At 64.6% G+C, this 22,125-nt stretch carries 22 protein-coding genes and 1 tRNA gene; all 23 read left to right on the top strand.

Annotated features, from left to right (window positions below; translation table 11 throughout):
* The first annotated feature begins 144 nt into the window (after positions 1–144).
* The 23 genes from rpsO (at position 145) to NYO99_RS04560 (ending at position 22,110) form a co-directional block, all read left to right on the top strand.
* The gene (gene rpsO, locus NYO99_RS04450) at positions 145–411 is read left to right on the top strand and encodes a 30S ribosomal protein S15 (RefSeq protein ID WP_268165882.1); all 267 of its coding nucleotides are present in this window, start codon (positions 145–147) and stop codon (positions 409–411) included.
* A 218-nt stretch (positions 412–629) separates the two neighbouring features.
* A complete protein-coding gene (pnp, locus tag NYO99_RS04455) occupies positions 630–2,783 on the top strand; it encodes a polyribonucleotide nucleotidyltransferase (protein WP_268165883.1) in 2,154 nt (717 codons plus the stop codon).
* A 9-nt stretch (positions 2,784–2,792) separates the two neighbouring features.
* Positions 2,793–3,779, top strand: a complete 987-nt coding sequence (locus NYO99_RS04460; protein ID WP_268165884.1) for an NAD(P)H-quinone oxidoreductase — start codon at positions 2,793–2,795, stop codon at positions 3,777–3,779.
* Positions 3,780–3,789: 10 nt separating this feature from the next.
* A complete protein-coding gene (tpiA, locus tag NYO99_RS04465; RefSeq protein WP_268165885.1) occupies positions 3,790–4,533 on the top strand; it encodes a triose-phosphate isomerase in 744 nt (247 codons plus the stop codon).
* Positions 4,534–4,597: 64 nt separating this feature from the next.
* Positions 4,598–4,972, top strand: a complete 375-nt coding sequence (secG, locus tag NYO99_RS04470) for a preprotein translocase subunit SecG (RefSeq protein ID WP_268165886.1) — start codon at positions 4,598–4,600, stop codon at positions 4,970–4,972.
* A gap of 111 nt (positions 4,973–5,083) precedes the next feature.
* Positions 5,084–5,168 (top strand) — tRNA-Leu (locus NYO99_RS04475).
* A 185-nt stretch (positions 5,169–5,353) separates the two neighbouring features.
* Positions 5,354–5,713, top strand: a complete 360-nt coding sequence (locus tag NYO99_RS04480; protein WP_268165887.1) for an NADH-quinone oxidoreductase subunit A — start codon at positions 5,354–5,356, stop codon at positions 5,711–5,713.
* Positions 5,714–5,743: 30 nt separating this feature from the next.
* Entirely contained in the window at positions 5,744–6,220 is a 477-nt protein-coding gene (locus tag NYO99_RS04485; protein WP_046113908.1) for a NuoB/complex I 20 kDa subunit family protein, read from the top strand.
* Positions 6,221–6,228: 8 nt separating this feature from the next.
* A complete protein-coding gene (locus tag NYO99_RS04490; protein WP_268165888.1) occupies positions 6,229–6,825 on the top strand; it encodes an NADH-quinone oxidoreductase subunit C in 597 nt (198 codons plus the stop codon).
* A 2-nt stretch (positions 6,826–6,827) separates the two neighbouring features.
* The gene (locus NYO99_RS04495; protein WP_268165889.1) at positions 6,828–8,081 is read left to right on the top strand and encodes an NADH-quinone oxidoreductase subunit D; all 1,254 of its coding nucleotides are present in this window, start codon (positions 6,828–6,830) and stop codon (positions 8,079–8,081) included.
* Positions 8,082–8,094: 13 nt separating this feature from the next.
* Positions 8,095–8,619, top strand: a complete 525-nt coding sequence (locus NYO99_RS04500) for an NADH-quinone oxidoreductase subunit NuoE family protein (RefSeq protein ID WP_268165890.1) — start codon at positions 8,095–8,097, stop codon at positions 8,617–8,619.
* An 8-nt stretch (positions 8,620–8,627) separates the two neighbouring features.
* Positions 8,628–9,968, top strand: a complete 1,341-nt coding sequence (gene nuoF, locus NYO99_RS04505) for an NADH-quinone oxidoreductase subunit NuoF (RefSeq protein WP_268165891.1) — start codon at positions 8,628–8,630, stop codon at positions 9,966–9,968.
* 21 nt (positions 9,969–9,989) lie between these two features.
* Positions 9,990–12,296 carry an NADH-quinone oxidoreductase subunit NuoG gene (gene nuoG / locus NYO99_RS04510; RefSeq protein WP_268165892.1) on the top strand — a complete coding sequence of 769 codons (2,307 nt, stop codon included), beginning with the start codon at positions 9,990–9,992 and terminating at the stop codon, positions 12,294–12,296.
* Between the two features lie 14 nt (positions 12,297–12,310).
* Positions 12,311–13,408, top strand: coding sequence for an NADH-quinone oxidoreductase subunit NuoH (nuoH, locus tag NYO99_RS04515; protein ID WP_268165893.1), 1,098 nt, complete (start codon positions 12,311–12,313; stop codon positions 13,406–13,408).
* A 10-nt stretch (positions 13,409–13,418) separates the two neighbouring features.
* A complete protein-coding gene (gene nuoI, locus NYO99_RS04520) occupies positions 13,419–13,907 on the top strand; it encodes an NADH-quinone oxidoreductase subunit NuoI (RefSeq protein WP_268165894.1) in 489 nt (162 codons plus the stop codon).
* A gap of 52 nt (positions 13,908–13,959) precedes the next feature.
* Positions 13,960–14,595, top strand: a complete 636-nt coding sequence (locus tag NYO99_RS04525) for an NADH-quinone oxidoreductase subunit J (protein ID WP_268165895.1) — start codon at positions 13,960–13,962, stop codon at positions 14,593–14,595.
* A complete protein-coding gene (gene nuoK / locus NYO99_RS04530) occupies positions 14,592–14,906 on the top strand; it encodes an NADH-quinone oxidoreductase subunit NuoK (RefSeq protein ID WP_268165896.1) in 315 nt (104 codons plus the stop codon). The genes NYO99_RS04525 and nuoK overlap by 4 nt, the downstream gene beginning before the upstream one ends.
* Before the next feature lie 7 nt (positions 14,907–14,913).
* Positions 14,914–16,950 carry an NADH-quinone oxidoreductase subunit L gene (gene nuoL, locus NYO99_RS04535; protein ID WP_268165897.1) on the top strand — a complete coding sequence of 679 codons (2,037 nt, stop codon included), beginning with the start codon at positions 14,914–14,916 and terminating at the stop codon, positions 16,948–16,950.
* A 13-nt stretch (positions 16,951–16,963) separates the two neighbouring features.
* Entirely contained in the window at positions 16,964–18,439 is a 1,476-nt protein-coding gene (locus tag NYO99_RS04540; RefSeq protein WP_268165898.1) for an NADH-quinone oxidoreductase subunit M, read from the top strand.
* A gap of 22 nt (positions 18,440–18,461) precedes the next feature.
* Positions 18,462–19,943 carry an NADH-quinone oxidoreductase subunit NuoN gene (nuoN, locus tag NYO99_RS04545; RefSeq protein ID WP_268165899.1) on the top strand — a complete coding sequence of 494 codons (1,482 nt, stop codon included), beginning with the start codon at positions 18,462–18,464 and terminating at the stop codon, positions 19,941–19,943.
* A gap of 13 nt (positions 19,944–19,956) precedes the next feature.
* Positions 19,957–20,259, top strand: a complete 303-nt coding sequence (locus NYO99_RS04550; protein WP_268165900.1) for a DUF2818 family protein — start codon at positions 19,957–19,959, stop codon at positions 20,257–20,259.
* Entirely contained in the window at positions 20,246–20,824 is a 579-nt protein-coding gene (locus NYO99_RS04555) for an NUDIX domain-containing protein (protein ID WP_268165901.1), read from the top strand. The genes NYO99_RS04550 and NYO99_RS04555 overlap by 14 nt, the downstream gene beginning before the upstream one ends.
* A 164-nt stretch (positions 20,825–20,988) precedes the next feature.
* Positions 20,989–22,110 (top strand): efflux RND transporter periplasmic adaptor subunit, encoded by a 1,122-nt coding sequence (locus tag NYO99_RS04560; protein ID WP_268165902.1) that lies wholly within the window; start codon positions 20,989–20,991, stop codon positions 22,108–22,110.
* The last annotated feature ends 15 nt before the right edge of the window (positions 22,111–22,125 follow it).

A 22,125-nucleotide genomic window follows, 5' to 3' on the forward strand; every position in this document is an offset into this window, starting at 1 on the left:
GCGCATTGACTTTCAGTGCATGGAACATGAGCACGGCTCGGGGTGGTTTCCCCCGTGTCCGCAAGTCAACCCCGGAAACCGTCTGCGGCAGCGCCTCTCGTTGTGCCTCGCCCGGCCGGACTTCCGAAACCTTTTGGAAAACAAATGTCCATCGCCGAAAAGAAGGCCGAGATCGTCAAGGCCAACGCACGCAGCGCCAACGACACCGGCAGCCCGGAAGTCCAGGTCGCTCTGCTGACCGCCCGCATCAACGATCTGACCCCCCACTTCAAGACGCACGCCAAGGACCACCACGGCCGTCGCGGTCTGCTGAAGATGGTCAACACCCGCAAGAGCCTGCTGGCCTACCTGAAGCGTGTTGACTCCGCCCGCTACGTCGCCCTGATCCAGAAGCTGGGCCTGCGCAAGTAAGCTAGCGAATCCGTCAAGGAGCCTGTCTGGTCCTCAAAGCCCAGCACAGGCTCTTTGTCCATCTGCCGGAACCAAGCTGACGTGGTCGCGGATCATTCCAAGACGGCTCCTTGCCGAGCCGCCCTGGAATGGCATCTGGGCCAAACCCAGCCTCGTTTCCGGTGTTCACCGGGTTGCCTGCGTGTGATGCAGGCGCCCACCACAACCAGGAGATGAGCATGTCCATGTTCAACAAGGTCACCAAGTCCTTCCAATGGGGCCGCCACAACGTCGTGCTGGAAACGGGTGAGATCGCCCGCCAGTCCACCGGCGCCGTCCTCGTCAACATCGAAGGCACCGTCGTGCTGGCCACTGTGGTCGCCAAGACCGAAGCCAAGGCCGGCCAGGACTTCTTCCCGCTGACCGTCGATTACCTCGAGAAGACCTACGCCGCCGGCAAGATCCCCGGCAGCTTCTTCAAGCGTGAAGGCCGCCCGAGCGAGCACGAGACGCTGACCAGCCGTCTGATCGACCGCCCGATCCGCCCGCTGTTCCCCGAAGGCTTCTTCAACGAAGTCCAGGTCGTCGTTCACGTCGTCAGCCTGAACCCCGAAGTGCAGGCCGACATCGCCGCCATGATCGGCACGTCCGCCGCGCTGGCCGTGTCCGGCATCCCGTTCAACGGCCCGATCGGCGCTGCCCGCGTGGGCTACGTCAACGGCGAGTACACGCTGAACCCCAGCAAGTCCGAACTGGCCAACAGCCAGATGGACCTGGTCGTCGCTGGTACACAAGCTGCCGTGTTGATGGTGGAGTCCGAGGCCTCGGGCCTGTCGGAAGAAGTCATGCTGGGCGCCGTCGTTTTCGGCCATGAGCAGGGCAACATTGCCATCGCCGCGATCAACGAGCTGGTCAAGGAAGCCGGCAAGCCGTCGTGGAACTGGGTTGCCCCGGCCAAGGACGAAGCCTTCATCGCCAAGGTCAACGGCCTGGCCGAAGGCCCGCTGCGCGAGGCCTACCAGATCCGCTCCAAGCAGGCCCGCACGCAAGCCTGCCGCGCCGCGACCGCCAACGTGTTTGCCGCACTGACCGCCGAAGGCGTGGCCTTCGACAAGGTCGAGGTCGAAGGCCTGCTGTTCGAGATCGAAGCGCGCATCGTCCGCAGCCAGATCCTGGCCGGCGAGCCCCGCATCGACGGCCGCGACACCCGCACCGTGCGCCCGATCGAGATCAGCAACGGCATCCTGCCGCGCACCCACGGCTCGGCTCTGTTCACGCGCGGCGAGACGCAGGCGCTGGTCATCGCGACGCTGGGCACGGACCGCGATGCGCAGCGCATCGACGCGCTGGACGGCGAGTTCGAAGACCGCTTCATGATGCACTACAACATGCCCCCCTTCGCCACCGGTGAGACGGGTCGTGTGGGTTCGCCCAAGCGTCGCGAAATCGGCCACGGCCGCCTAGCCAAGCGTGCGCTGATCGCCGCGCTGCCGAGCAAGGAAGACTTCCCGTACTCGCTGCGCGTCGTCTCCGAAATCACCGAGTCCAATGGCTCGTCGTCGATGGCTTCCGTCTGCGGTGGCTGCCTGGCGCTGATGGATGCCGGCGTGCCGATGAAGGCCCACGTGGCCGGCATCGCCATGGGCCTGATCAAGGACGGCAACCGTTTCGCCGTGCTGACCGACATCCTGGGTGACGAAGATCACCTGGGCGACATGGACTTCAAGGTGGCCGGCACGACGACCGGCATCACCGCCCTGCAGATGGACATCAAGATCCAGGGCATCACCAAGGAAATCATGCAGGTCGCGCTGGCCCAGGCCAAGGAAGCCCGCTTGCACATCCTGGGCAAGATGGTCGAAGCCATGGGCACGGCCAACACCGAGGTGTCGCAGTTCGCGCCGCGCCTGTACACGATGAAGATCAACCCGGAGAAGATCCGTGACGTCATCGGCAAGGGCGGCGCCACCATCCGTGCGCTGACCGAAGAAACCGGCACCACGATCGACATCGGCGAAGACGGCACCATCACCATCGCCTCGACCGACGCCGAGAAGGCCGAACTGGCCAAGAAGCGCATCGCCGAGATCACCGCCGAAGTGGAAGTGGGCAAGGTCTACGAAGGCCCGATCGTCAAGATCCTGGACTTCGGCGCCCTCGTGAACCTGCTCCCGGGCAAGGACGGCCTGCTGCACATCAGCCAGATCGCCCACCAGCGCGTCGAGAAGGTGACCGACTTCCTGCAGGAAGGCCAGGTCGTCAAGGTCAAGGTGCTGGAGACCGATGAGAAGGGCCGCATCAAGCTGTCCATGAAGGCGCTGATCGATCGCCCCGAGCGCGAGCCGCGCGAAGCTGCTCCGGCAGCCGAGCAAACGCCGGCCGCTGCGGAGTAATTCACCCGCATGCGAGCCATCGCGATCACCCGCCCAGGCGGGCCCGAAGTGCTGGAGTCGGCCGAGCGGCCGGATCCGGTCGCGGGCCCGGGCGAGTGCCTGATCCGCGTTGCCGCTTCGGGCATCAACCGCCCGGACGTGCTGCAGCGCAAGGGCGCTTACCCGCCGCCGCCGGGGGCGAGTGATCTGCCCGGGTTGGAGGTCGCTGGCGAGATCGTCGCGGGCGATGCCGACGCGCTGGCTGCGCATGGCTTCAAGCTGGGCGACAAGGTCTGCGCGCTGGTCAACGGCGGTGGCTACGCCGAGCTGTGTAGTGCGCCGGTCGGCCAGTGCCTGCCGGTGCCCAAGGGCTGGACGCTGACGCAGGCGGCCACGCTGCCCGAGACCTGCTTCACCGTCTGGGCCAATGTGTTCGATCGCGCCGGCCTGCAAGCCGGCGAGACGCTGTTGATCCACGGCGGCTCGAGCGGCATCGGCGTGACGGCCATCCAGATCGCGAAGGCGTTGGGTGCTGGTGTGCTGGTGACCGTGGGCAGTGCCGAGAAGGCCGAGGCTTGCAAGGCGTTGGGTGCTGACGTGGTGATCAACCACCGCGAGCAGGATTTCGTCACCGAGGCCAGGGCCGCCACGGGCGGCCGCGGCGTCGACGTGATCCTGGACATGGTGGCGGGCGACTACATCGCCCGTGGCGTGCAGGCGCTGGCTGAAGACGGTCGCCTCGCGCTGATTGCGGTGCAGGGCGGTGTGAAGGCGGACATCGACGCAGGCCTCGTGCTGCGCAGGCGTCTGACGATCACCGGCTCGACGCTGCGCCCGCGCTCGGCGGCCTTCAAGGCTGCTCTGGCGCGCTCGCTGCGCGACAAGGTCTGGCCGTTGATCGAAGCCGGTCGGATCAAGCCGGTCATTTACCGAGAGCTGCCCGCTGCTCAGGCGGCCGAGGCGCACGCGTTGATGGAATCCAACCAGCACATCGGCAAGATCGTGCTGACCTGGTGATGGAGCTGAGATGAGAAAGAAACTCGTCGTGGGCAACTGGAAGATGCATGGCAGCCGCGCTGCCAATGCGCAGTTGCTTGCCGGCCTCAAGGAGGCTGGCCCCTGGAACGCCGACGTCGCGGTCTGCGTGCCTTTCCCTTACATCGCTGAGACGGCACTCGCGCTCACCGGCACGGTCATCGCCTACGGTGCGCAGGACTGCTCGTCGCACGAGCAGGGCGCCTACACCGGCGAGGTGTCGTCGGTCATGCTGCAGGACATCGGCTGCCGCTACGTCATCGTGGGGCACTCGGAGCGCCGTGCTTATCACGCGGAAAGCGATCAGCTTGTCGCTGACAAGGCCAAGGCTGCGCTGGCGCACGGTGTGACGCCGATCGTTTGCGTCGGTGAAACCCGTGCCGAGCGCGAGGCTGGCCAAACCGAAGCTGTCGTCAAGCGCCAGCTCGCCGCCGTCATCCACACGCTGGGTCATTGCACCGGCGAGATGGTCGTGGCCTATGAGCCTGTCTGGGCCATCGGCACGGGCTTGACGGCCACGCCGGCCGAAGCGCAGGCCGTGCACGCCGTGCTGCGCGCGCAATTGCATGCGGCCACCGACAGGTCGGGTGCGATGCGCATCCTTTACGGTGGCAGCGTCAAGGCCGACAACGCGGCCGAGTTGTTCTCGCAGCCGGACATCGATGGAGGCCTCATCGGCGGCGCGTCGCTGAAGGTGGCCGACTTCGCTGCGATCTGCCGGGCCGCTGCCCACTGACTGAGTTACCCAGGTGCTCAAGCCGAAGGCAGGGCGCCACACGTGTTTTGATGGAGTGTTTGGAATGCAGTTCTTTGCGAATCTGGTGTTGTTCGTTCAGTTGGCTTCGGCCCTTGCGATCATTGCTCTGGTGCTGGTGCAGCACGGCAAGGGCGCCGACATGGGCGCTTCGTTTGGCAGTGGTGCGTCGGGCAGTCTGTTTGGCGCCACTGGCAGCGCCAACTTCCTGTCGCGCAGCACGGCGGTCGCCGCCACGCTGTTCTTTGCGTGCACGCTGGGTCTTGCGTTCATTGCAAACGGCAAGCCGTCGGCTGCGGCTGGCGCAGACACGGCGCTGGATCGCGCGCCAGTCGTCGCGCCAGCGGCCTCGGGTGCTGCGGCCATTCCCGGCGCCGTGGTTGCGCCGGCTCCTGCGGCAGCATCTGCGGCGTCGAACTAAGTCCGACAAAAACCCTCGTCTCTTTGCCGGGAAGTCCCCAATTTTCGGTATAGAATGCGAGGCTGTCTGGCAGGCAAAACCCTCCGAAGTTGCCAGGCAAATTGAGTACCTGCCGTCGTGGTGAAATTGGTAGACACGCTATCTTGAGGGGGTAGTGGCGAAAGCTGTGCGAGTTCGAGTCTCGCCGACGGCACCAGAACATTGAAGCGGCCTGTCGCCGCGGCCCGCTGAGTCAATCGGTTGGGTTGTGGCAAGGTTCCAGGCGGGCGCGATCCGCGAGCGACATCCTTCGATCTCGCTGGTGGCGCGCCTGTTTGCTTTTGTGGTCGGCTTGTGTAGCGGTCACGTTCACAGAAGTTTTACCGGCCCGGGAACTCAACGATGAATCTCGAACAATACCTGCCCGTCATCCTCTTCATCTTGGTCGGCGCGGTGGTCGGGATCGCGCCCCAGGTGCTCGGCGCCCTGTTGGGCCCCAATCGGCCGGACGAGGCCAAGAATTCCCCCTACGAATGCGGCTTCGAGGCCTTTGAAGACGCACGGATGAAGTTCGACGTGCGGTACTACCTCGTCGCCATCCTCTTCATTCTTTTCGACCTGGAAATTGCCTTCCTGTTTCCGTGGGCTGTTGCGCTCAAGGAAATTGGTGCGACAGGGTTCTGGGCGATGATGATCTTCCTCGGCATTCTGGTCGTCGGCTTCGCCTACGAGTGGAAAAAGGGTGCCCTCGACTGGGAATGAGCGTTCGCCGACACAAGCTGGGAATTCGATATGGGTATTGAAGGCGTCCTGAAAGAGGGCTTTGTCACGACCTCGGTCGACAAGCTCATCAACTGGTCCAAGACCGGTTCGCTGTGGCCGATGACCTTCGGTCTGGCCTGTTGCGCCGTCGAGATGATGCACGCGGGCGCCGCCCGCTATGACATCGACCGCTTCGGCATGCTGTTCCGCCCAAGCCCGCGTCAGTCCGACCTGATGATCGTGGCCGGCACGCTGTGCAACAAGATGGCGCCGGCGCTGCGCAAGGTCTATGACCAGATGGCCGAGCCGCGCTGGGTGCTGTCGATGGGCAGCTGCGCCAACGGTGGCGGCTACTACCACTACAGCTACTCGGTTGTGCGCGGTTGCGACCGCATCGTGCCGGTCGATGTGTACGTGCCGGGCTGCCCGCCGACCGCCGAGGCGCTGCTGTACGGCATCCTGCAGCTGCAGGCGAAGATCCGCCGCGAAAACACCATCGCCCGCTGAGTCAAGGAATGAGCGTGAACCTCGACACCCTGGCCCAGCAGATTGGTGCCATTCTCGGCGACCGCGTCGTCTCACTGAAGAACGCCTTGGGCGAACTGACGCTGACGGTGAGCGCGGCTGACTACCTCGCGGTAGCCACCACGTTGCGGGACCATCCCGAGCTCAAGCTTGAGCAGCTGATCGACCTCTGCGGCGTCGACTACAGCGACTACGGCAACGGTGGCTACGAAGGCCAGCGCTACGCCGTCGTCAGCCACCTGCTGTCGGTCACCCACAATTGGCGCCTGCGCCTCAAGGTCTTCGCCACCGATGATGACTTCCCCTGTGTGGCCTCGGTCACGCCGGTTTGGAGTGCTGCCAACTGGTTTGAGCGCGAAGCCTTCGACATGTACGGCGTCATCTTCGACGGCCACAACGACCTGCGCCGCATCCTGACGGACTACGGCTTCATCGGCCACCCGATGCGCAAGGACTTCCCGGTGTCGGGTCATGTCGAGATGCGCTACGACGCCGAGCAAAAGCGCGTGGTCTACCAGCCGGTGACCATCGAGCCGCGCGAAATCACGCCGCGCATCATCCGCGAAGACAAGTACGGCGGGCTCTGAACATGGCAGAGATCAAGAACTACACCCTGAACTTCGGCCCCCAGCACCCGGCCGCCCACGGCGTGCTGCGTCTGGTGCTGGAGCTGGACGGCGAAGTCATCCAGCGCGCCGACCCGCACATCGGCCTGCTGCATCGCGCGACCGAGAAGCTCGCTGAGCAGAAGACTTACATCCAGTCGCTGCCCTACATGGACCGCCTCGACTACGTGTCGATGATGGCCAACGAGCATGCTTACTGCCTGGCTATCGAGAAGATGCTAGGCATTGAGGTGCCCGAGCGCGCGCAGTACATCCGCGTGATGTTCGCGGAACTGACCCGCATCCTGAACCACCTGCTGTGGCTGGGCTGCCACGGTCTGGACTGCGGTGCGATGAACATCCTCATCTACTGCTTCCGGGAGCGTGAGGACATCTTCGACATGTACGAGGCGGTGTCGGGTGCGCGCATGCACGCGGCCTACTTCCGTCCGGGCGGCGTCTACCGCGATCTGCCGGACAGCATGCCGCAGTACCAGGTCAGCAAGATCAAGAACGCCAAGGCGATCGCACAGCTCAACGAGAATCGCTCGGGCTCGCTGCTCGACTTCATCGAAGACTTCTGCCGTCGCTTCCCCAAGAACGTCGACGACTACGAGACGCTGCTGACTGACAACCGCATCTGGAAGCAGCGTACGGTCGGCATCGGTGTCGTGTCGCCCGAGCGTGCGCTCAACATGGGTTTCTCCGGTGCCATGCTGCGCGGTTCCGGCATTGCGTGGGATCTGCGCAAGAAGCAGCCCTACGACGTGTACGACAAGATGGATTTCGACATCCCGGTCGGCACCAATGGCGACACCTACGACCGTTACGTCGTGCGTGTCGAGGAAATGCGCCAGTCCTGCCGCATCGTCGAGCAGTGCGTGAAGTGGTTGAAGGCCAACCCTGGCCCGGTGATCACCGACAACCACAAGGTGGCGCCGCCGGCTCGCGTGGACATGAAGTCCAGCATGGAAGAGCTGATCCACCACTTCAAGCTGTTCACTGAAGGCTTCCACGTGCCCGAGGGGGAAGCCTACGCGGCTGTCGAGCACCCCAAGGGTGAGTTCGGCATCTACATCGTCAGCGATGGTGCCAACAAGCCTTATCGCCTGAAGATCCGCGCGCCCGGCTTCCCGCATCTCGCGGCGCTGGACGAAATGGGCAAGGGCCACATGATCGCGGACGCCGTGGCCATCATCGGCACGATGGACATCGTGTTCGGCGAGATCGACCGTTGAAGCTGTGACGACGATGACGACTTCCAACTCCACCGCTTCGAGCTACTCGCTCAGTGACGCCACGCGCGCGCGCTTCGACCGTGAGGTCGCCAAGTACCCGTACGAACTGCGTCAGTCCGCCGTGATGGCTTGCTTGGCCATCGTGCAGCAGGAAGAGGGCTACGTGCCGCGTGCTGCCGAAGACGCGATCGCTGCTCATCTCGGCATGGCGCCCATCGCCGTGTACGAGGTGACGACCTTCTACAACATGTACAACCAGCGCAAGCTGGGCAAGTTCAAGTTGAACGTCTGCGCCAACCTGCCTTGCCAACTGCGCGACGGCCAAAAGGCGCTGGATCATCTGTGCAGCAAGCTCGGTATCGAGCAGGGCGGCACAACGGCAGACGGCCTCTTCACCGTTCAGAAGAGCGAGTGCCTGGGTGCCTGCGCCGACTCGCCCGTCATGCTGGTCAACGACCGCCAAATGTGCAGCTTCATGACGAACGACCGCCTCGACGAACTCGTCGACGTGCTGCGCGCTGAAGCCGCGAAGGCCTGAGGATGACGATGCTGGACCTCTCCAAATTCCAAAGCACCGGCAACGAGACCTGCTTCCACGGCCGCCACATCAGCCCGCAGATCTACGCGGACCTGGACGGCAAGAACTGGTCAATCAAGGACTACGAGGCCCGTGGCGGCTACGCGGCCCTGCGCAAGATCCTCGGCAAGGATGGCGGCGAAGGTCTCACGCCTGACCAGGTCATCGCCGAAGTGAAGACCTCGGCCTTGCGCGGTCGCGGCGGTGCCGGCTTCCCGACGGGCCTGAAGTGGAGCTTCATGCCTCGCCAGTTCCCCGGCCAGAAGTACCTCGTTTGCAACAGCGACGAAGGCGAGCCGGGCACCTGCAAAGATCGCGAAATCCTGATGCACAACCCGCATCAGGTCATCGAAGGCATGGCCATCGCCGCCTACGCGATGGGCATCACGGTTGGCTACAACTACATCCACGGCGAGATCTTCGAGGTCTACGAGCGCTTCGAGGCGGCCCTCGAAGAAGCCCGCGCGGCCGGCTACCTCGGCAACAACATCATGGGCAGCAGCTACAGCTTCCAGCTGCACGCCCACCACGGCTTCGGCGCCTACATCTGTGGCGAAGAAACCGCGCTGCTGGAGTCGCTGGAAGGCAAGAAGGGCCAGCCGCGCTTCAAGCCGCCGTTCCCGGCCAGTTTCGGCCTGTACGGCAAGCCGACCACCATCAACAACACCGAGACGTTTGCCGCGGTGCCCTGGATCATCCGCAACGGCGGCCAGGCCTACCTTGAGATCGGCAAGCCCAACAACGGTGGCACCAAGCTGTTCTCGGTGTCGGGCGACGTCGAGAAGCCCGGCAATTTCGAGATCCCCCTGGGCACGCCGTTCTCCACGTTGCTGGAGCTCGCCGGTGGCGTGCGCAAGGGTCGCAAGCTCAAGGCTGTCATTCCTGGCGGCTCGTCCGCGCCGGTGCTGCCGGCCGACGTGATGATGCAGTGCACGATGGACTATGACTCCATCGCCAAGGCTGGCTCCATGTTGGGCTCGGGTGCCGTCATCGTCATCGACGACTCGCGCTGCATGGTGCAGAGCCTGCTCCGTCTGTCCTACTTCTACGCGCACGAGTCCTGTGGCCAGTGCACGCCTTGCCGCGAAGGCACGGGCTGGATGCACCGCGTGCTGGAGCGCATCTACCACGGCGAGGGCAGGGCAGAGGACATCGACCTGCTGAACTCTGTTGCCGACAACATCCAGGGCCGCACGATCTGCGCGCTGGGCGACGCTGCCGCGATGCCCGTGCGCGCCATGATCAAGCACTTCAAGCACGAGTTCGTGCACCTGATTGAACACAAGAAGCCCCTGGTGGCTCCGACCTGAGCTGCCTAGGGAAACACCATCATGGTTGAAATCGAACTCGACGGTCAGAAGGTCTCGGTCCAGGAAGGCAGCATGGTCATGCATGCTGCCGAGAAGGCCGGTACCTACATCCCGCACTTCTGCTATCACAAGAAGCTGAGCATCGCGGCCAACTGCCGCATGTGCCTGGTGGACGTGGAGAAGGCGCCCAAGCCCATGCCCGCCTGCGCGACACCGGTCACGCAGGGCATGATCGTCCGCACCAAGAGCGACAAGGCGATCAAGGCCCAGCAGGGCGTCATGGAATTCCTGCTGATCAACCACCCGCTGGACTGCCCCATCTGCGACCAGGGCGGCGAGTGCCAATTGCAGGACCTGGCCGTTGGCTACGGTGGCAGCAAGAGCCGCTACACCGAAGAGAAGCGCGTTGTCTTCCACAAGAACGTGGGCCCGCTGATCTCCATGGAGGAGATGAGCCGCTGCATCCACTGCACCCGCTGCGTGCGCTTCGGCCAGGAGATCGCCGGCCAGATGGAACTGGGCATGGCCCACCGCGGCGAGCACAGCGAGATCCAGACCTTCGTCGGCCGCACGGTGGACTCCGAGCTGTCGGGCAACATGATCGACATCTGCCCGGTCGGCGCGCTCACCAGCAAGCCATTCCGCTACAGCGCCCGCACGTGGGAGCTGTCGCGCCGCAAGAGCGTCAGCCCGCACGACTCGACGGGTGCCAACCTGGTCGTCCAGGTCAAGAACCATCAGGTGCTGCGCGTCGTCCCGCTGGAGAACGAGGACGTCAACGAATGCTGGATCGCCGACCGCGACCGCTTCAGCTATGAAGCGCTGAACAGCGATGCGCGCCTGAACGCGCCGATGATCAAGCAGGGCGGCGCCTGGAAGCAGGTCGACTGGACGACGGCGCTGGAGTACGTTGCCAACGGTCTGAAGGTCATCAAGGCCGACCACGGCGCCAAGGCCATCGGCGCGCTGGGCTCCGCCCACAGCACGGTGGAAGAACTGCACCTGCTGGGCGCGATCGTGCGCGGCCTGGGCAGCGACAACATCGACCACCGCCTGCGCCACAGCGACTTCGGCAATGCCGCGCCGGCCGGCCAGGCCCGCTGGCTGGGCCTGCCGATCGCCAAGCTGTCCGAGCTGGACCGTGCGCTGGTGATCGGCTCCAACCTGCGCAAGGACCACCCGCTGTTCGCCGCCCGCCTGCGTCACGCCGCGCGCCGTGGTGCCGCGATCTCGCGCATCGGCGTGAGCAGCGACGACTGGCTGATGCCGCTGGCCGCGTCGACCAGCGTCGCCCCGTCGGGTTGGGTGCAGGCCCTGGCCGATGTGGCCGCCGCCATCGGCGAAGGCGCTCCGCTGGCCGGTACGGCAACCGATGAGGCCAAGGCCGTCGCCGGCAGCCTGCTGTCCGGCAGTGCCAAGGCCGTGCTGCTGGGCAATGCCGCCGCCGAGCATCCGCAGGCCGCCAGCCTGCTAGCGCTGGTGCAGTGGATTGCAGAGAAGACGGGCGCCAGCGTCGGCTACCTGACGGCTGCGGCCAACACCGTCGGCGCGCAGCTCGTGAAGGCGCAGCCGCAAGCCGACGGCCTGAACGCCGGCCAGATGCTGTCGGGCACCGCCCTGAAGGCCGCGCTGCTGCTGAACACCGATCCGGTGCTGGACTCCGCCAACGCGGCCGCGGCCGCCAAGGCGCTGGACGCGGCCGAGATGGTCGTCGTGCTGAGCCCGTTCAAGACCGGGCTGGAATACGCCGATGTGCTGCTGCCCATCGCCCCGTTCACCGAGACCTCTGGCAGCTTCGTGAATGCCGAGGGGCGCCTCCAGAGCTTTGTCGGCGTCGTCAAGCCGCTGGCGGAGACGCGCCCGGCTTGGAAGGTGCTGCGCGTGCTGGGCAACCTGCTGGGTTTGCAAGGCTTCGATCAGGACAGCTCCGAGCAGGTCCGCGAGCAGGCGCTCGGTGGCGAGCTCAGCGGCCGCCTCTCCAACGCCACGTCGGCTGCGGTGCAAGCGGTCGCCAAGGCCGAGGGCATCGAGCGCTTCGCCAACCTGCCGATCTACGCGACCGACGCGCTGGTGCGCAACGCAACCTCGCTGCAGCTGACCACTGATGGCCGTGAAGCTGCGACCGTCGGCCTGCCGACCGGCCTGTGGCAGCAGCTGGGTCTGGCTGACGGTGATCAGGTCCGCGTCGTGCAGGACGGCGGTGCGGCTCAATTGCCCGCCCGCCTCGAAGCCGGGCTGCCGGAAGGCCTGGCCCGCGTGCCGGCCGGCCTCGCCCAAACCGCCACTCTCGGCGCCGCCTTCGGCACGCTGAGCATCAGCAAGGTCTGAGGGAGCCTGAACCCATGATCGACTCTCTCTACCAAAACGGCGCAGCGCTGCTGGGAGGCCTGTGGCCCCTGGTGTGGAGCCTGCTGAAGATCGTCGCGGTGATCCTGCCGCTGCTGGGCTGCGTGGCCTACCTGACGCTGTGGGAGCGCAAGGCCATCGGCTGGTCGCAGATCCGCCCGGGCCCGAACCGCGTGGGTCCCTACGGCCTGCTGACGCCCATCGCCGACGCGGTGAAGCTGATCTTCAAGGAGATCATCAAGCCGACGGCTGCCAACAAGGGCCTGTTCTTCCTTGGCCCCGTCATGACCATCATGCCGGCGCTGGCCGCCTGGGCGGTTGTGCCCTTCGGCCCGGATGCCGCCGTGGCCAACGTCAACGCGGGCCTGCTGTTCCTGATGGCGATCACCTCGCTCGAGGTCTACGGCGTCATCATCGCCGGCTGGGCTTCCAACTCGAAGTACGCCTTCCTTGGCGCCCTGCGCGCGTCGGCCCAGATGGTCTCGTACGAGATTGCGATGGGCTTCGCGCTCGTCGTCGTGCTGATGGTGACCGGCAGTCTGAACATGACCACCATCGTCCAGGTGCAGGAGAAGGGCATGTTCGCGGACATGGGCATCAACCTGCTGTCCTGGAACTGGCTGCCGTTGTTCCCCATCTTCATCGTTTACTTCATCTCGGGCTTGGCTGAAACCAACCGTCACCCGTTTGACGTGGTCGAAGGCGAATCGGAAATCGTTGCCGGCCACATGATCGAGTACTCGGGCATGTCGTTCGCGATGTTCTTCCTGGCCGAGTACGCCAACATGATCCTGGTGTCGGCACTGGCCGTCGTCATGTTCCTGGGTGGCTGGAGCGCACCGATCTCTTGGAGCCTGCTGGGCATGGAAACGCCTGCTTTCTTCCAGCAGACGATGGCGTTCTGGAACTGGTTCTGGCTGTTCGCCAAGACCTTCTTCGTCGTCACGATGTTCCTGTGGGTGCGTGCCACGTTCCCGCGCTTCCGCTACGACCAGATCATGCGTCTGGGCTGGAAGATCTTCATTCCCATCACGCTGATCTGGCTGGTCGTTGTCGGTGCCTGGATGCAGACCCCGTTCAACATCTGGAAGTGAGGCGGCGACCATGACTGCAATCACGAATTTCGCCAAGACCTTCTTCCTCTGGGAACTGCTCAAGGGGATGAAGCTGACCGGCCGGCATTTCCTGTCGCGCAACATCACCGTTCAGTTCCCGGAAGAGAAGACGCCGCTGTCGCCGCGCTTTCGCGGCCTGCATGCGCTGCGCCGTTACGAAAACGGCGAAGAGCGCTGCATCGCCTGCAAGCTCTGCGAAGCCGTCTGCCCCGCGATGGCCATCACCATCGAGAGCGATGTGCGCGCGGACGGCAGCCGTCGCACGACGCGCTATGACATCGACCTGACGAAGTGCATCTTCTGCGGCTTCTGCGAAGAGAGCTGCCCGGTCGATTCCATCGTCGAGACGAACATCTTCGAATACCACGGCGAAAAGCGCGGTGACCTGTACTTCACAAAGGACATGTTGCTGGCCGTTGGTGATAAGTACGAGCCGCAGATCGCTGCGCAAAAGGAGGCCGACGCCAAGTACCGCTGATCGCTGAACGGCTTCGTCCCTCAGCGTTCCAGCTCAGCTGGCCTGGAATCGTATGGATATCACGACCATCCTCTTCTACGTCTTCTCCGGCATCCTGCTGGTGAGTTCCTTTCGCGTCATCACGGCGCGCAGCACCGTGCATGCGGCGCTGTTTCTGATCCTGTCCTTCTTCACGGCGTCCTGCATCTGGATGCTGCTCAAGGCCGAGTTCCTGGCGATTGCGCTGGTGCTCGTGTACATCGGCGCGGTCATGGTGCTGTTCCTGTTCGTCGTGATGATGCTCGACCTCAATACGGACAGCATGCGTGAGGGCTTTTGGAAGCACCTGCCGATCGCCGCAGTGGTCGGTGCGCTGATCGCCTTCGAGATGGGCATCGTGCTGATGGGCGGCTTCCAGCTGGCTGATGCCCCGGTGGCGACGGCCGAGCAGATCCAGATGGGCAACAGCAAGCTGCTGGGCATCGAGATCTACACCAGCTACCTCTACCCCTTGCAGATTGCGGCCGTCCTGCTTTTGGTCGCCATCGTGGCTGCCATCGCGTTGACGCTGCGCCGCCGTAAGGACTCGCGCGCCATGGACGCCTCCGAACAGGTCAAGGTCACCAAGGCTGATCGCTTGAAGATCGTCAAGATGGCGCCCACCGTTGCCGCCCCTGCACAAGCACCCCAAGAAGGAGGCCAGGCATGATCGGCGCCCTGACCCTGGGCCATTTCCTGACGCTGGGCGCACTATTGTTCGCGCTGTCGGTGATTGGCATCTTCCTGAACCGCAAGAACCTGATCGTGCTGCTGATGGCCATCGAGCTGATGCTGCTGGCGGTCAATCTGAACTTCGTCGCTTTCTCGCACTACCTGGGCGATATGGCGGGCCAGGTGTTCGTGTTCTTCATTCTGACCGTGGCGGCCGCTGAGTCGGCCATCGGCCTGGCCATCCTGGTCGTGCTGTTCCGCAACCGGGCGAGCATCAACGTCCAAGAGCTCGACGCGCTGAAGGGCTAAGCACAAGATGTCTGCAACACTGAACCAGAACCTGCTGCTGGCGGTGCCGCTGGCGCCGCTGGTCGGCGCTATCGTGGCCGGCTTCTTTGGCAAGACGGTGGGCCGCCGCGGCTCGCACATCGTCACCATCCTGGGCGTGCTGATCGCCTTCATCCTGTCTGCGCAAACGCTGTACAGCGTTGCTGTGGATGGCGCGCGCTTCAACGCCACCATTTATGAATGGATGGTGCTGGGGCCGCTGAAGATGGAGGTTGGCTTCCTCGTCGACGGCCTGACCGCCATGATGATGGTGGTGGTGACCTTCGTGTCGCTGATGGTGCACATCTACACCATCGGCTACATGGAAGAGGACGACGGCTACCAGCGCTTCTTCAGCTACATCTCCCTGTTCACGTTCAGCATGCTGATGCTGGTCATGAGCAACAACATGCTGCAGCTGTTCTTTGGCTGGGAAGCGGTGGGCCTGGTGTCCTACCTGCTGATCGGCTTCTGGTACAAGAAGCCGACGGCCATCTTCGCCAACATGAAGGCCTTCCTGGTGAACCGGGTCGGTGACTTCGGCTTCATCCTGGGCATCGGTCTGCTGGTGGCCTACGGCGGCTCGCTGAACTATGCCGAGACCTTCGCGAAGAAGGATGTGCTGGCACAGATGCTGTTCCCCGGCACCGACTGGGCGTTGCTGACGGTTGCCTGCATCTGCCTGTTCATCGGCGCGATGGGCAAGTCGGCGCAGTTCCCGCTGCACGTCTGGCTGCCGGACTCCATGGAAGGCCCGACGCCCATCTCCGCGCTGATTCACGCCGCGACGATGGTGACCGCCGGCATCTTCATGGTGGCGCGCATGTCGCCGCTGTTTGAGTTGAGCGACACAGCGCTGAACTTCGTCATGGTGATTGGTGCGATCACAGCGCTGTTCATGGGCTTCCTGGGCATCATCCAGAACGACATCAAGCGGGTCGTCGCGTACTCCACGCTGTCGCAGCTGGGTTACATGACCGTGGCGCTGGGCGCGTCGGCCTACTCGGTCGCCGTGTTCCACCTGATGACGCACGCGTTCTTCAAGGCACTGCTGTTCCTCGGCGCCGGCTCGGTCATCATCGGTATGCACCACGACCAGGACATCCGTAACATGGGCGGCCTGCGCAAGTACATGCCCATCACGTGGATCACGTCGCTGCTGGGCTCGCTCGCGCTGATCGGCACGCCGCTGTTCTCGGGCTTCTACTCGAAGGACTCCATCATCGAGGCCGTGCACGCCAGCAACCTGCCGGCGTCGGGCATCACCTACGTCGCCGTGCTGATCGGCGTGTTCGTGACGGCGTTCTACTCGTTCCGGATGTACTTCCTCGTCTTCCACGGCAAGGAGCACTTCCACCACAAGCCTTTCCCGGGCGAGCACGATCACCATGACGATGACCACGGCCATGCGCACACGCCGCACGAGTCGCCCGCCGTCGTCTGGGTGCCGCTGGTGCTGCTGGCCATTCCGTCGGTCGTCATCGGTTTCCTGACCATCCAGCCCATGCTGTATGGCGACTTCCTGAAGGACGCCATCACGGTCAACACCGCCGCGCACCCGGCGATGGCCGAGATCGCGCACCACTTCCACGGCGCCGCGGCGATGGCCCTGCACGGCCTGCAGACGCTGCCGTTCTGGCTGGCGCTGGGCGGCGTGGTCACGGCCTATGTGTTCTACATGGTGGCTCCGAGCATCCCGGCGACCTTCGCCAAGGTGCTGCGTCCGCTGATCGTCATCATGGAGAACAAGTACTTCATGGACTGGATCAACGAGAACATCCTGGCCCGCGGGGCGCGACTGCTGGGCACCGGCTTGTGGAAGGGCGGTGACGGCATGCTGATCGATGGTCTCGTCATCAACGGTTCAGCCCGCACCGTGGGTGGCATCGCCGGCCTCGTGCGGCGCGTGCAGACCGGTTATCTGTATTGGTACGCGCTCGTCATGATCCTCGGCGTCACGGGGCTGATGACCTGGCAGCTGTGGCCCTACATCGAGCCTCAGTTCAAAGCCCTGATCGGCTCGTGAGGGGATAAAAAGAATGTTGCTGACTCTTGCGATTTTTCTGCCCATCGCCTGCGGCGCCTTGCTGCTGGCCCTGGGGCGTGACGAACAGGCCCGCACTGTGCGCTGGCTGGCGCTGGTGGCTGCCGTGGCGAGCTTTCTCGTCACGCTGCCGCTGATCACCGGCTTCGACACGTCGACGGCCGCGATGCAGTTCGTCGAGAACCATGCTTGGATCGAGCGCTTCGCGATCCGCTACCACCTGGGTGTGGACGGCATCTCGATGTGGTTCGTGCCGCTGACGGCCTTCATCACCGTCATCGTCGTCATCTCCGCCTGGGAGGTCATCGAGAACCGTGTCAACCAGTACATGGGCGCGTTCCTGATCCTGTCGGGCCTGATGGTGGGCGTGTTCAGCGCGCTGGACGGCATGCTGTTCTACGTGTTCTTCGAGGCCACGCTGATCCCGATGTACATCATCATCGGTGTCTGGGGCGGCCCGAACCGTGTCTACGCGGCCTTCAAGTTCTTCCTGTACACGCTGGCCGGCTCGCTGCTGATGCTGATCGCGCTGCTGTACCTGTACGCGAAGTCCGGTGGCAGCTTCGACATCCAGAGCTGGCACCAGCTGCCGCTGCCTGGCGGCGCGCAGACCTGGCTGTTCTTCGCCTTCCTGGCCGCGTTCTCGGTCAAGGTGCCGATGTGGCCGGTGCACACCTGGCTGCCCGACGCCCACGTCGAGGCGCCCACCGGCGGCTCCGTCGTGCTGGCAGCCATCATGCTGAAGCTCGGCTGCTATGGCTTCCTGCGCTTCTCGCTGCCCATCGCGCCGGACGCCGCGCGGGAATGGTCGTGGCTCATCATCGCCATGTCGCTGATCGCCGTCGTCTACATCGGCCTCGTTGCGCTGGTGCAGAAGGACATGAAGAAGCTGGTGGCCTACTCGTCAATCGCGCACATGGGTTTTGTGACGCTGGGTTTCTTCATCTTCAATGAGCTCGGTGTCTCCGGCGGCTTGGTGCAGATGATTGCCCACGGCTTCGTGTCGGGTGCCATGTTCCTGTGCATCGGCGTGCTGTACGACCGCGTGCATTCGCGTGAGATCTCCTCCTACGGCGGTGTGGTCAACACCATGCCCAAGTTCGCCGCCTTCGCCGTGTTCTTCGGCATGGCCAATTGCGGCCTGCCCGCAACCGCCGGCTTCGTCGGTGAGTGGATGGTCATCCTGGGCACCGTGAAGTACGACTTCTGGCTGGGCGGCATCGCTGCCACGGCGCTGATCTTCGGTGCGGCTTACACGCTGTGGATGGTCAAGCGGGTCTACTTCGGCGACATCGCCAACGACGACGTGCGCAAGCTGACCGACATCAACTCGCGCGAATTCATCATGCTGGCACTGCTCGCCATCGCCACGCTGTACATGGGCCTCTACCCGAAGCCGTTCACGGACGTGATGCATGAGTCCGTCACCGGCCTGCTCAAGCATGTGGCGCTGAGCAAGATCCCGGCCTGATTCCGAGCTAGAGGCAAGAACAATGAACGACATGAACTGGCTCGCGATCTACCCCGAGATCCTGCTGCTCGTGATGGGCTGCGTGGTCGCCCTCGCGGACCTCTGGGTCACCGACGAACAGCGTCGCCCCACCTACTGGCTGACCCAGCTGACGCTGGTGGTCGTGGGCGGCATGCACTTCGCCTACTTCGATGCCGGCGTGACCACCTATGCCATGCAGGGCATGGTGGTGGCCGATCCGATGGGCCATCTGCTGGCGGGCTTCGCCTGCGTGGCCACGCTGATCACGCTGGTGTATGCACGCCCCTACGCGGCCTCTCGCGAGATGCTCAAGGGCGAGCTCTTCATCCTGGCGCTGTTCGCGCTGCTGGGCATCAACGTGATGCTGTCGGCGAACAACTTCCTGGTGATCTACCTCGGCCTGGAACTGATGAGCCTGTCGCTGTACGCGCTCGTCGCGCTGCGCCGTGACCACGCGGTCTCGACCGAGGCGGCGATGAAGTATTTCGTGCTGGGTGCGCTGGCCAGCGGTTTCCTGCTGTACGGCCTGTCCATGATGTACGGCGCCACCGGCTCGCTGACCATTCCTGAAGTCTTCGACGTCATCACCAAGGGCATCCCGAACAAGTCGGTGCTGGTGTTCGGCACGGTGTTCGTCGTCGCCGGCCTGGCTTTCAAGCTGGGCGCTGCTCCCTTCCATATGTGGGTGCCCGACGTCTACCAGGGCGCCCCCACGGCGGTCACCCTGATGATTGGCGGCGCGCCCAAGTTGGCGGCCTTCGCCATCACGGTGCGTCTGCTGGTGGAAGGCATGAGCGGCCTCGCGGTGGACTGGCAGCAGATGCTGGTCGTGCTCTCCGTCATGTCTTTGCTGGTGGGCAACCTGGCGGCTATCGCGCAGACCAACTTCAAGCGGATGCTGGCTTACTCCACCATCGCCAACATGGGCTTCATGGTGCTGGGCCTGACGGCTGGTGTTGTCAACGAGAGCACGCAGTGGGGCAGCAACGCCTACAGCGCTGCCATGTTCTACGCCGTCACCTACGTGCTGACGACGCTGGGCACCTTCGGCATGGTCATCCTGCTGTCGCGTGCGGGGCATGAGGCCGAAGAGATCAAGGACCTGGCTGGCCTTGCCAAGCGCAGCCCCTGGTTTGCGCTGGTCATGACCCTGTTCATGTTCTCGCTGGCGGGCATTCCGCCCATGGTCGGCTTCTACGCCAAGTTGGCTGTGCTGCAGGCGCTGGTGGTGAACGGTCATCCGTTCTACCTGGGCCTGGCGATCTTCGCGGTCGTCGTGTCGCTGGTCGGCGCCTTCTACTACCTGCGCATCGTCAAGGTCATGTTCTTCGACGCGCCCGCCGACACGACGCCGCTCGCAGCGCCTGCTGACGTGCGCTTCGTCATGACGCTCAACGGCGCCGCGGTGCTGGTGTTCGGCCTGATGCCGGGCGGCCTGCTGGAACTGTGCAAGGTCGCCATCCGCCAGGCCCTGGCGACCTGACGGTCGATCGCACGTGGACCAGACCGTCGCCGTCTGGCTGGTGCTTGCTGTCGGCGTGCTGGCGGCCAACCTGCCATACCTGAGCGAGCGCCTGCTGCTGGTGGGCCCGCGCCGTGCGCCCAAGGGCGCAGGCTGGCGCCTGCTGGAGCTGGCGCTGATGGCGGTGCTGACATTTGCCGTCGGTGCACTGCTGGAGTCCCGCATCGGTCAGCGGCACGCGCAGGGCTGGGAGTTCTATGCGGCGGCCGCTTGTCTGTTCATCACCCTGGGCTTCCCCGGTTTCGTCTGGAGATACCTGCGCCGTGGACGAGCTTGAGCAGCATCTCGTCGAGCGCCAGCTCGACAGCGCCCAGGTCTACCAGGGCCATTTCCTTGATGTGCGGCGCGACCGCGTCGCGCTGCCGGACGGCAAGACCGCGCACCGCGAGTACATCCGCCATCCTGGTGCGGTGATGGTCGTCCCATTGCTGGACGACGGCCGTCTGCTCATGGAGCGGCAGTACCGCTATCCGATGGGCCGCGTGATGCTGGAGTTCCCCGCCGGCAAGCTCGATGCCGGCGAGCCGCCGCTGCGCTGCGGCCAGCGCGAGCTGCTGGAGGAAACGGGCTACAGCGCCGCCGAGTGGGCATATGCAGGTGTGCTGCACAACGCCATCGCCTACTCCGACGAAGGCATCCACATCTACTTCGCACGCGGGTTGCGCCGCGGTGAGCGGCAACTGGACGAGGGCGAGTTCCTCGACCTCGTGACCCACAGCCCCGACGAGCTCGACCAACTGGCGGCGCGTGGCGAGCTGACAGATGCCAAGACGCTGATCGGCCTGCTGTGGCTGCAGCGCTGGCAGCAGGGCGCCTGGGCGTTGGACTGGCAGTCCGCCTGATGGCTGCACGCGGCGCGGTGCGCTGCGTGTCATCGTGGTTTCAACCGGGTGCATGACCTCTGGCGAGGCCAGGTCAAGTGGTTAAGCTCGCGCGTTCGAGAAATTTGCCCACAGTCCTCACAGAAGGTCTCTCCATGCCGCGTGCCACGCCGATCCTGACTGCCTTGACCCTGGCCCTGTTGCTGACCGCTTGCGGCAAGGGCGGCAAGCCCGAAGAAGCCAAGGCCGTGGCCAAGCCAACAGCGCCGCTGCTGCTGGCGCCCGAGGATCTGCGCCAGGTGGGGCAGAGCGGCCTGATCGGGGCGCCCGTCATCACCGGCGCCATCCAGCCGGCCCGCCGTGCCGACCTGCGCGCCGAAGTCGCGGCCGTGGTGCTGCAGGTCGCCAAGGACAACGGCGAGCGTGTGCGCACCGGCGACCTCATCATCCGGCTCGATCCCACCTCCATCCGCGATGCGCTGACCTCGGCCGAAGAGGCGCTGCGAGCCGCCCAGCAGAGCTTCGAGCAGACCGAGCGCGTGCTGGCCCGCCAGCGCACGCTGAACCAGCAGGGCATGATCTCCATGCAAGGCCTGGAAGATGCCGAAGTGCGCCGCAATGCCGCGCAGAGCGAGCTGGCCGCCGCCAAGGCGCGCGCCGTCACGGCCCGCCAGCAGGTCTCGCGCACCGAGGTGCGGGCGCCGTTCGACGGCATCGTCAGCGAGCGCAAGATCTCCGTGGGCGACACGGTGCAGGTCGGGCGCGAACTGGTGAAGGTCATCGACCCCAACTCCATGCGTTTCGAAGGCCAGGTCTCGGCCGATCGGCTTGGCGAGCTCAAACTCGGCCAGGCCGTGTCTTTCCGCATCAACGGCTTTGGCGACACGCAGTTCCAGGGCAAGCTGGCCCGCATCGACGCCGCCGCCAACGCCACCACGCGCCAGGTCGAACTGGCCGCCGAGTTCAGCGACAAGAGCAAGGCGCCGCAGGTTGCGGGTCTGTACGCCGAAGGTCGCGTCGAGAGCGCGGACCGCAAGGCGCTGGTGCTTGCCGAAGGCTCGGTGCAGCGCCAGGGGGACAACGCCTTTGTCTGGCAGGTTGTCGGCAACCAGTTGAAGAAAGTGGCCGTGACGCTGGGCGATCGCGACGACCGCCGCGGCGAACTGGTGATCCTGTCGGGCCTTGCGCTGGGCGATGTGGTGCTGCGCTCGCCCACCGGCGCGCTGGTGGACGGCGCGCCCGTGCAGCGCGTGGCGGCTGGCGCCGGTGCGGCGTCGGCGGTTCCGGCGGCCGCTGCCAGCAAGTAAGCGGAGGCTCAGCCC

The sequence above is a fragment of the Roseateles hydrophilus genome (genome assembly GCF_026712245.1).
Lineage (GTDB): Bacteria > Pseudomonadota > Gammaproteobacteria > Burkholderiales > Burkholderiaceae_C > Pelomonas > Pelomonas hydrophilus.

Excerpts from the sequence above, each read along its gene's own strand:
- NYO99_RS04500 (WP_268165890.1), top strand. The coding sequence starts at position 8,095 with ATGACGACTTCCAACTCCACCGCTTCGAGCTACTCGCTCAGTGACGCC.
- nuoF (WP_268165891.1), top strand. The coding sequence starts at position 8,628 with ATGCTGGACCTCTCCAAATTCCAAAGCACCGGCAACGAGACCTGCTTC.
- nuoL (WP_268165897.1), top strand. The coding sequence starts at position 14,914 with ATGTCTGCAACACTGAACCAGAACCTGCTGCTGGCGGTGCCGCTGGCG.
- NYO99_RS04495 (WP_268165889.1), top strand. The coding sequence starts at position 6,828 with ATGGCAGAGATCAAGAACTACACCCTGAACTTCGGCCCCCAGCACCCG.
- pnp (WP_268165883.1), top strand. The coding sequence starts at position 630 with ATGTCCATGTTCAACAAGGTCACCAAGTCCTTCCAATGGGGCCGCCAC.
- nuoI (WP_268165894.1), top strand. The coding sequence starts at position 13,419 with ATGACTGCAATCACGAATTTCGCCAAGACCTTCTTCCTCTGGGAACTG.
- NYO99_RS04480 (WP_268165887.1), top strand. The coding sequence starts at position 5,354 with ATGAATCTCGAACAATACCTGCCCGTCATCCTCTTCATCTTGGTCGGC.
- nuoH (WP_268165893.1), top strand. The coding sequence starts at position 12,311 with ATGATCGACTCTCTCTACCAAAACGGCGCAGCGCTGCTGGGAGGCCTG.
- NYO99_RS04540 (WP_268165898.1), top strand. The coding sequence starts at position 16,964 with ATGTTGCTGACTCTTGCGATTTTTCTGCCCATCGCCTGCGGCGCCTTG.
- NYO99_RS04485 (WP_046113908.1), top strand. The coding sequence starts at position 5,744 with ATGGGTATTGAAGGCGTCCTGAAAGAGGGCTTTGTCACGACCTCGGTC.
- tpiA (WP_268165885.1), top strand. The coding sequence starts at position 3,790 with ATGAGAAAGAAACTCGTCGTGGGCAACTGGAAGATGCATGGCAGCCGC.
- nuoK (WP_268165896.1), top strand. The coding sequence starts at position 14,592 with ATGATCGGCGCCCTGACCCTGGGCCATTTCCTGACGCTGGGCGCACTA.
- NYO99_RS04525 (WP_268165895.1), top strand. The coding sequence starts at position 13,960 with ATGGATATCACGACCATCCTCTTCTACGTCTTCTCCGGCATCCTGCTG.
- nuoG (WP_268165892.1), top strand. The coding sequence starts at position 9,990 with ATGGTTGAAATCGAACTCGACGGTCAGAAGGTCTCGGTCCAGGAAGGC.
- NYO99_RS04490 (WP_268165888.1), top strand. The coding sequence starts at position 6,229 with ATGAGCGTGAACCTCGACACCCTGGCCCAGCAGATTGGTGCCATTCTC.
- rpsO (WP_268165882.1), top strand. The coding sequence starts at position 145 with ATGTCCATCGCCGAAAAGAAGGCCGAGATCGTCAAGGCCAACGCACGC.
- NYO99_RS04460 (WP_268165884.1), top strand. The coding sequence starts at position 2,793 with ATGCGAGCCATCGCGATCACCCGCCCAGGCGGGCCCGAAGTGCTGGAG.
- nuoN (WP_268165899.1), top strand. The coding sequence starts at position 18,462 with ATGAACGACATGAACTGGCTCGCGATCTACCCCGAGATCCTGCTGCTC.
- secG (WP_268165886.1), top strand. The coding sequence starts at position 4,598 with ATGCAGTTCTTTGCGAATCTGGTGTTGTTCGTTCAGTTGGCTTCGGCC.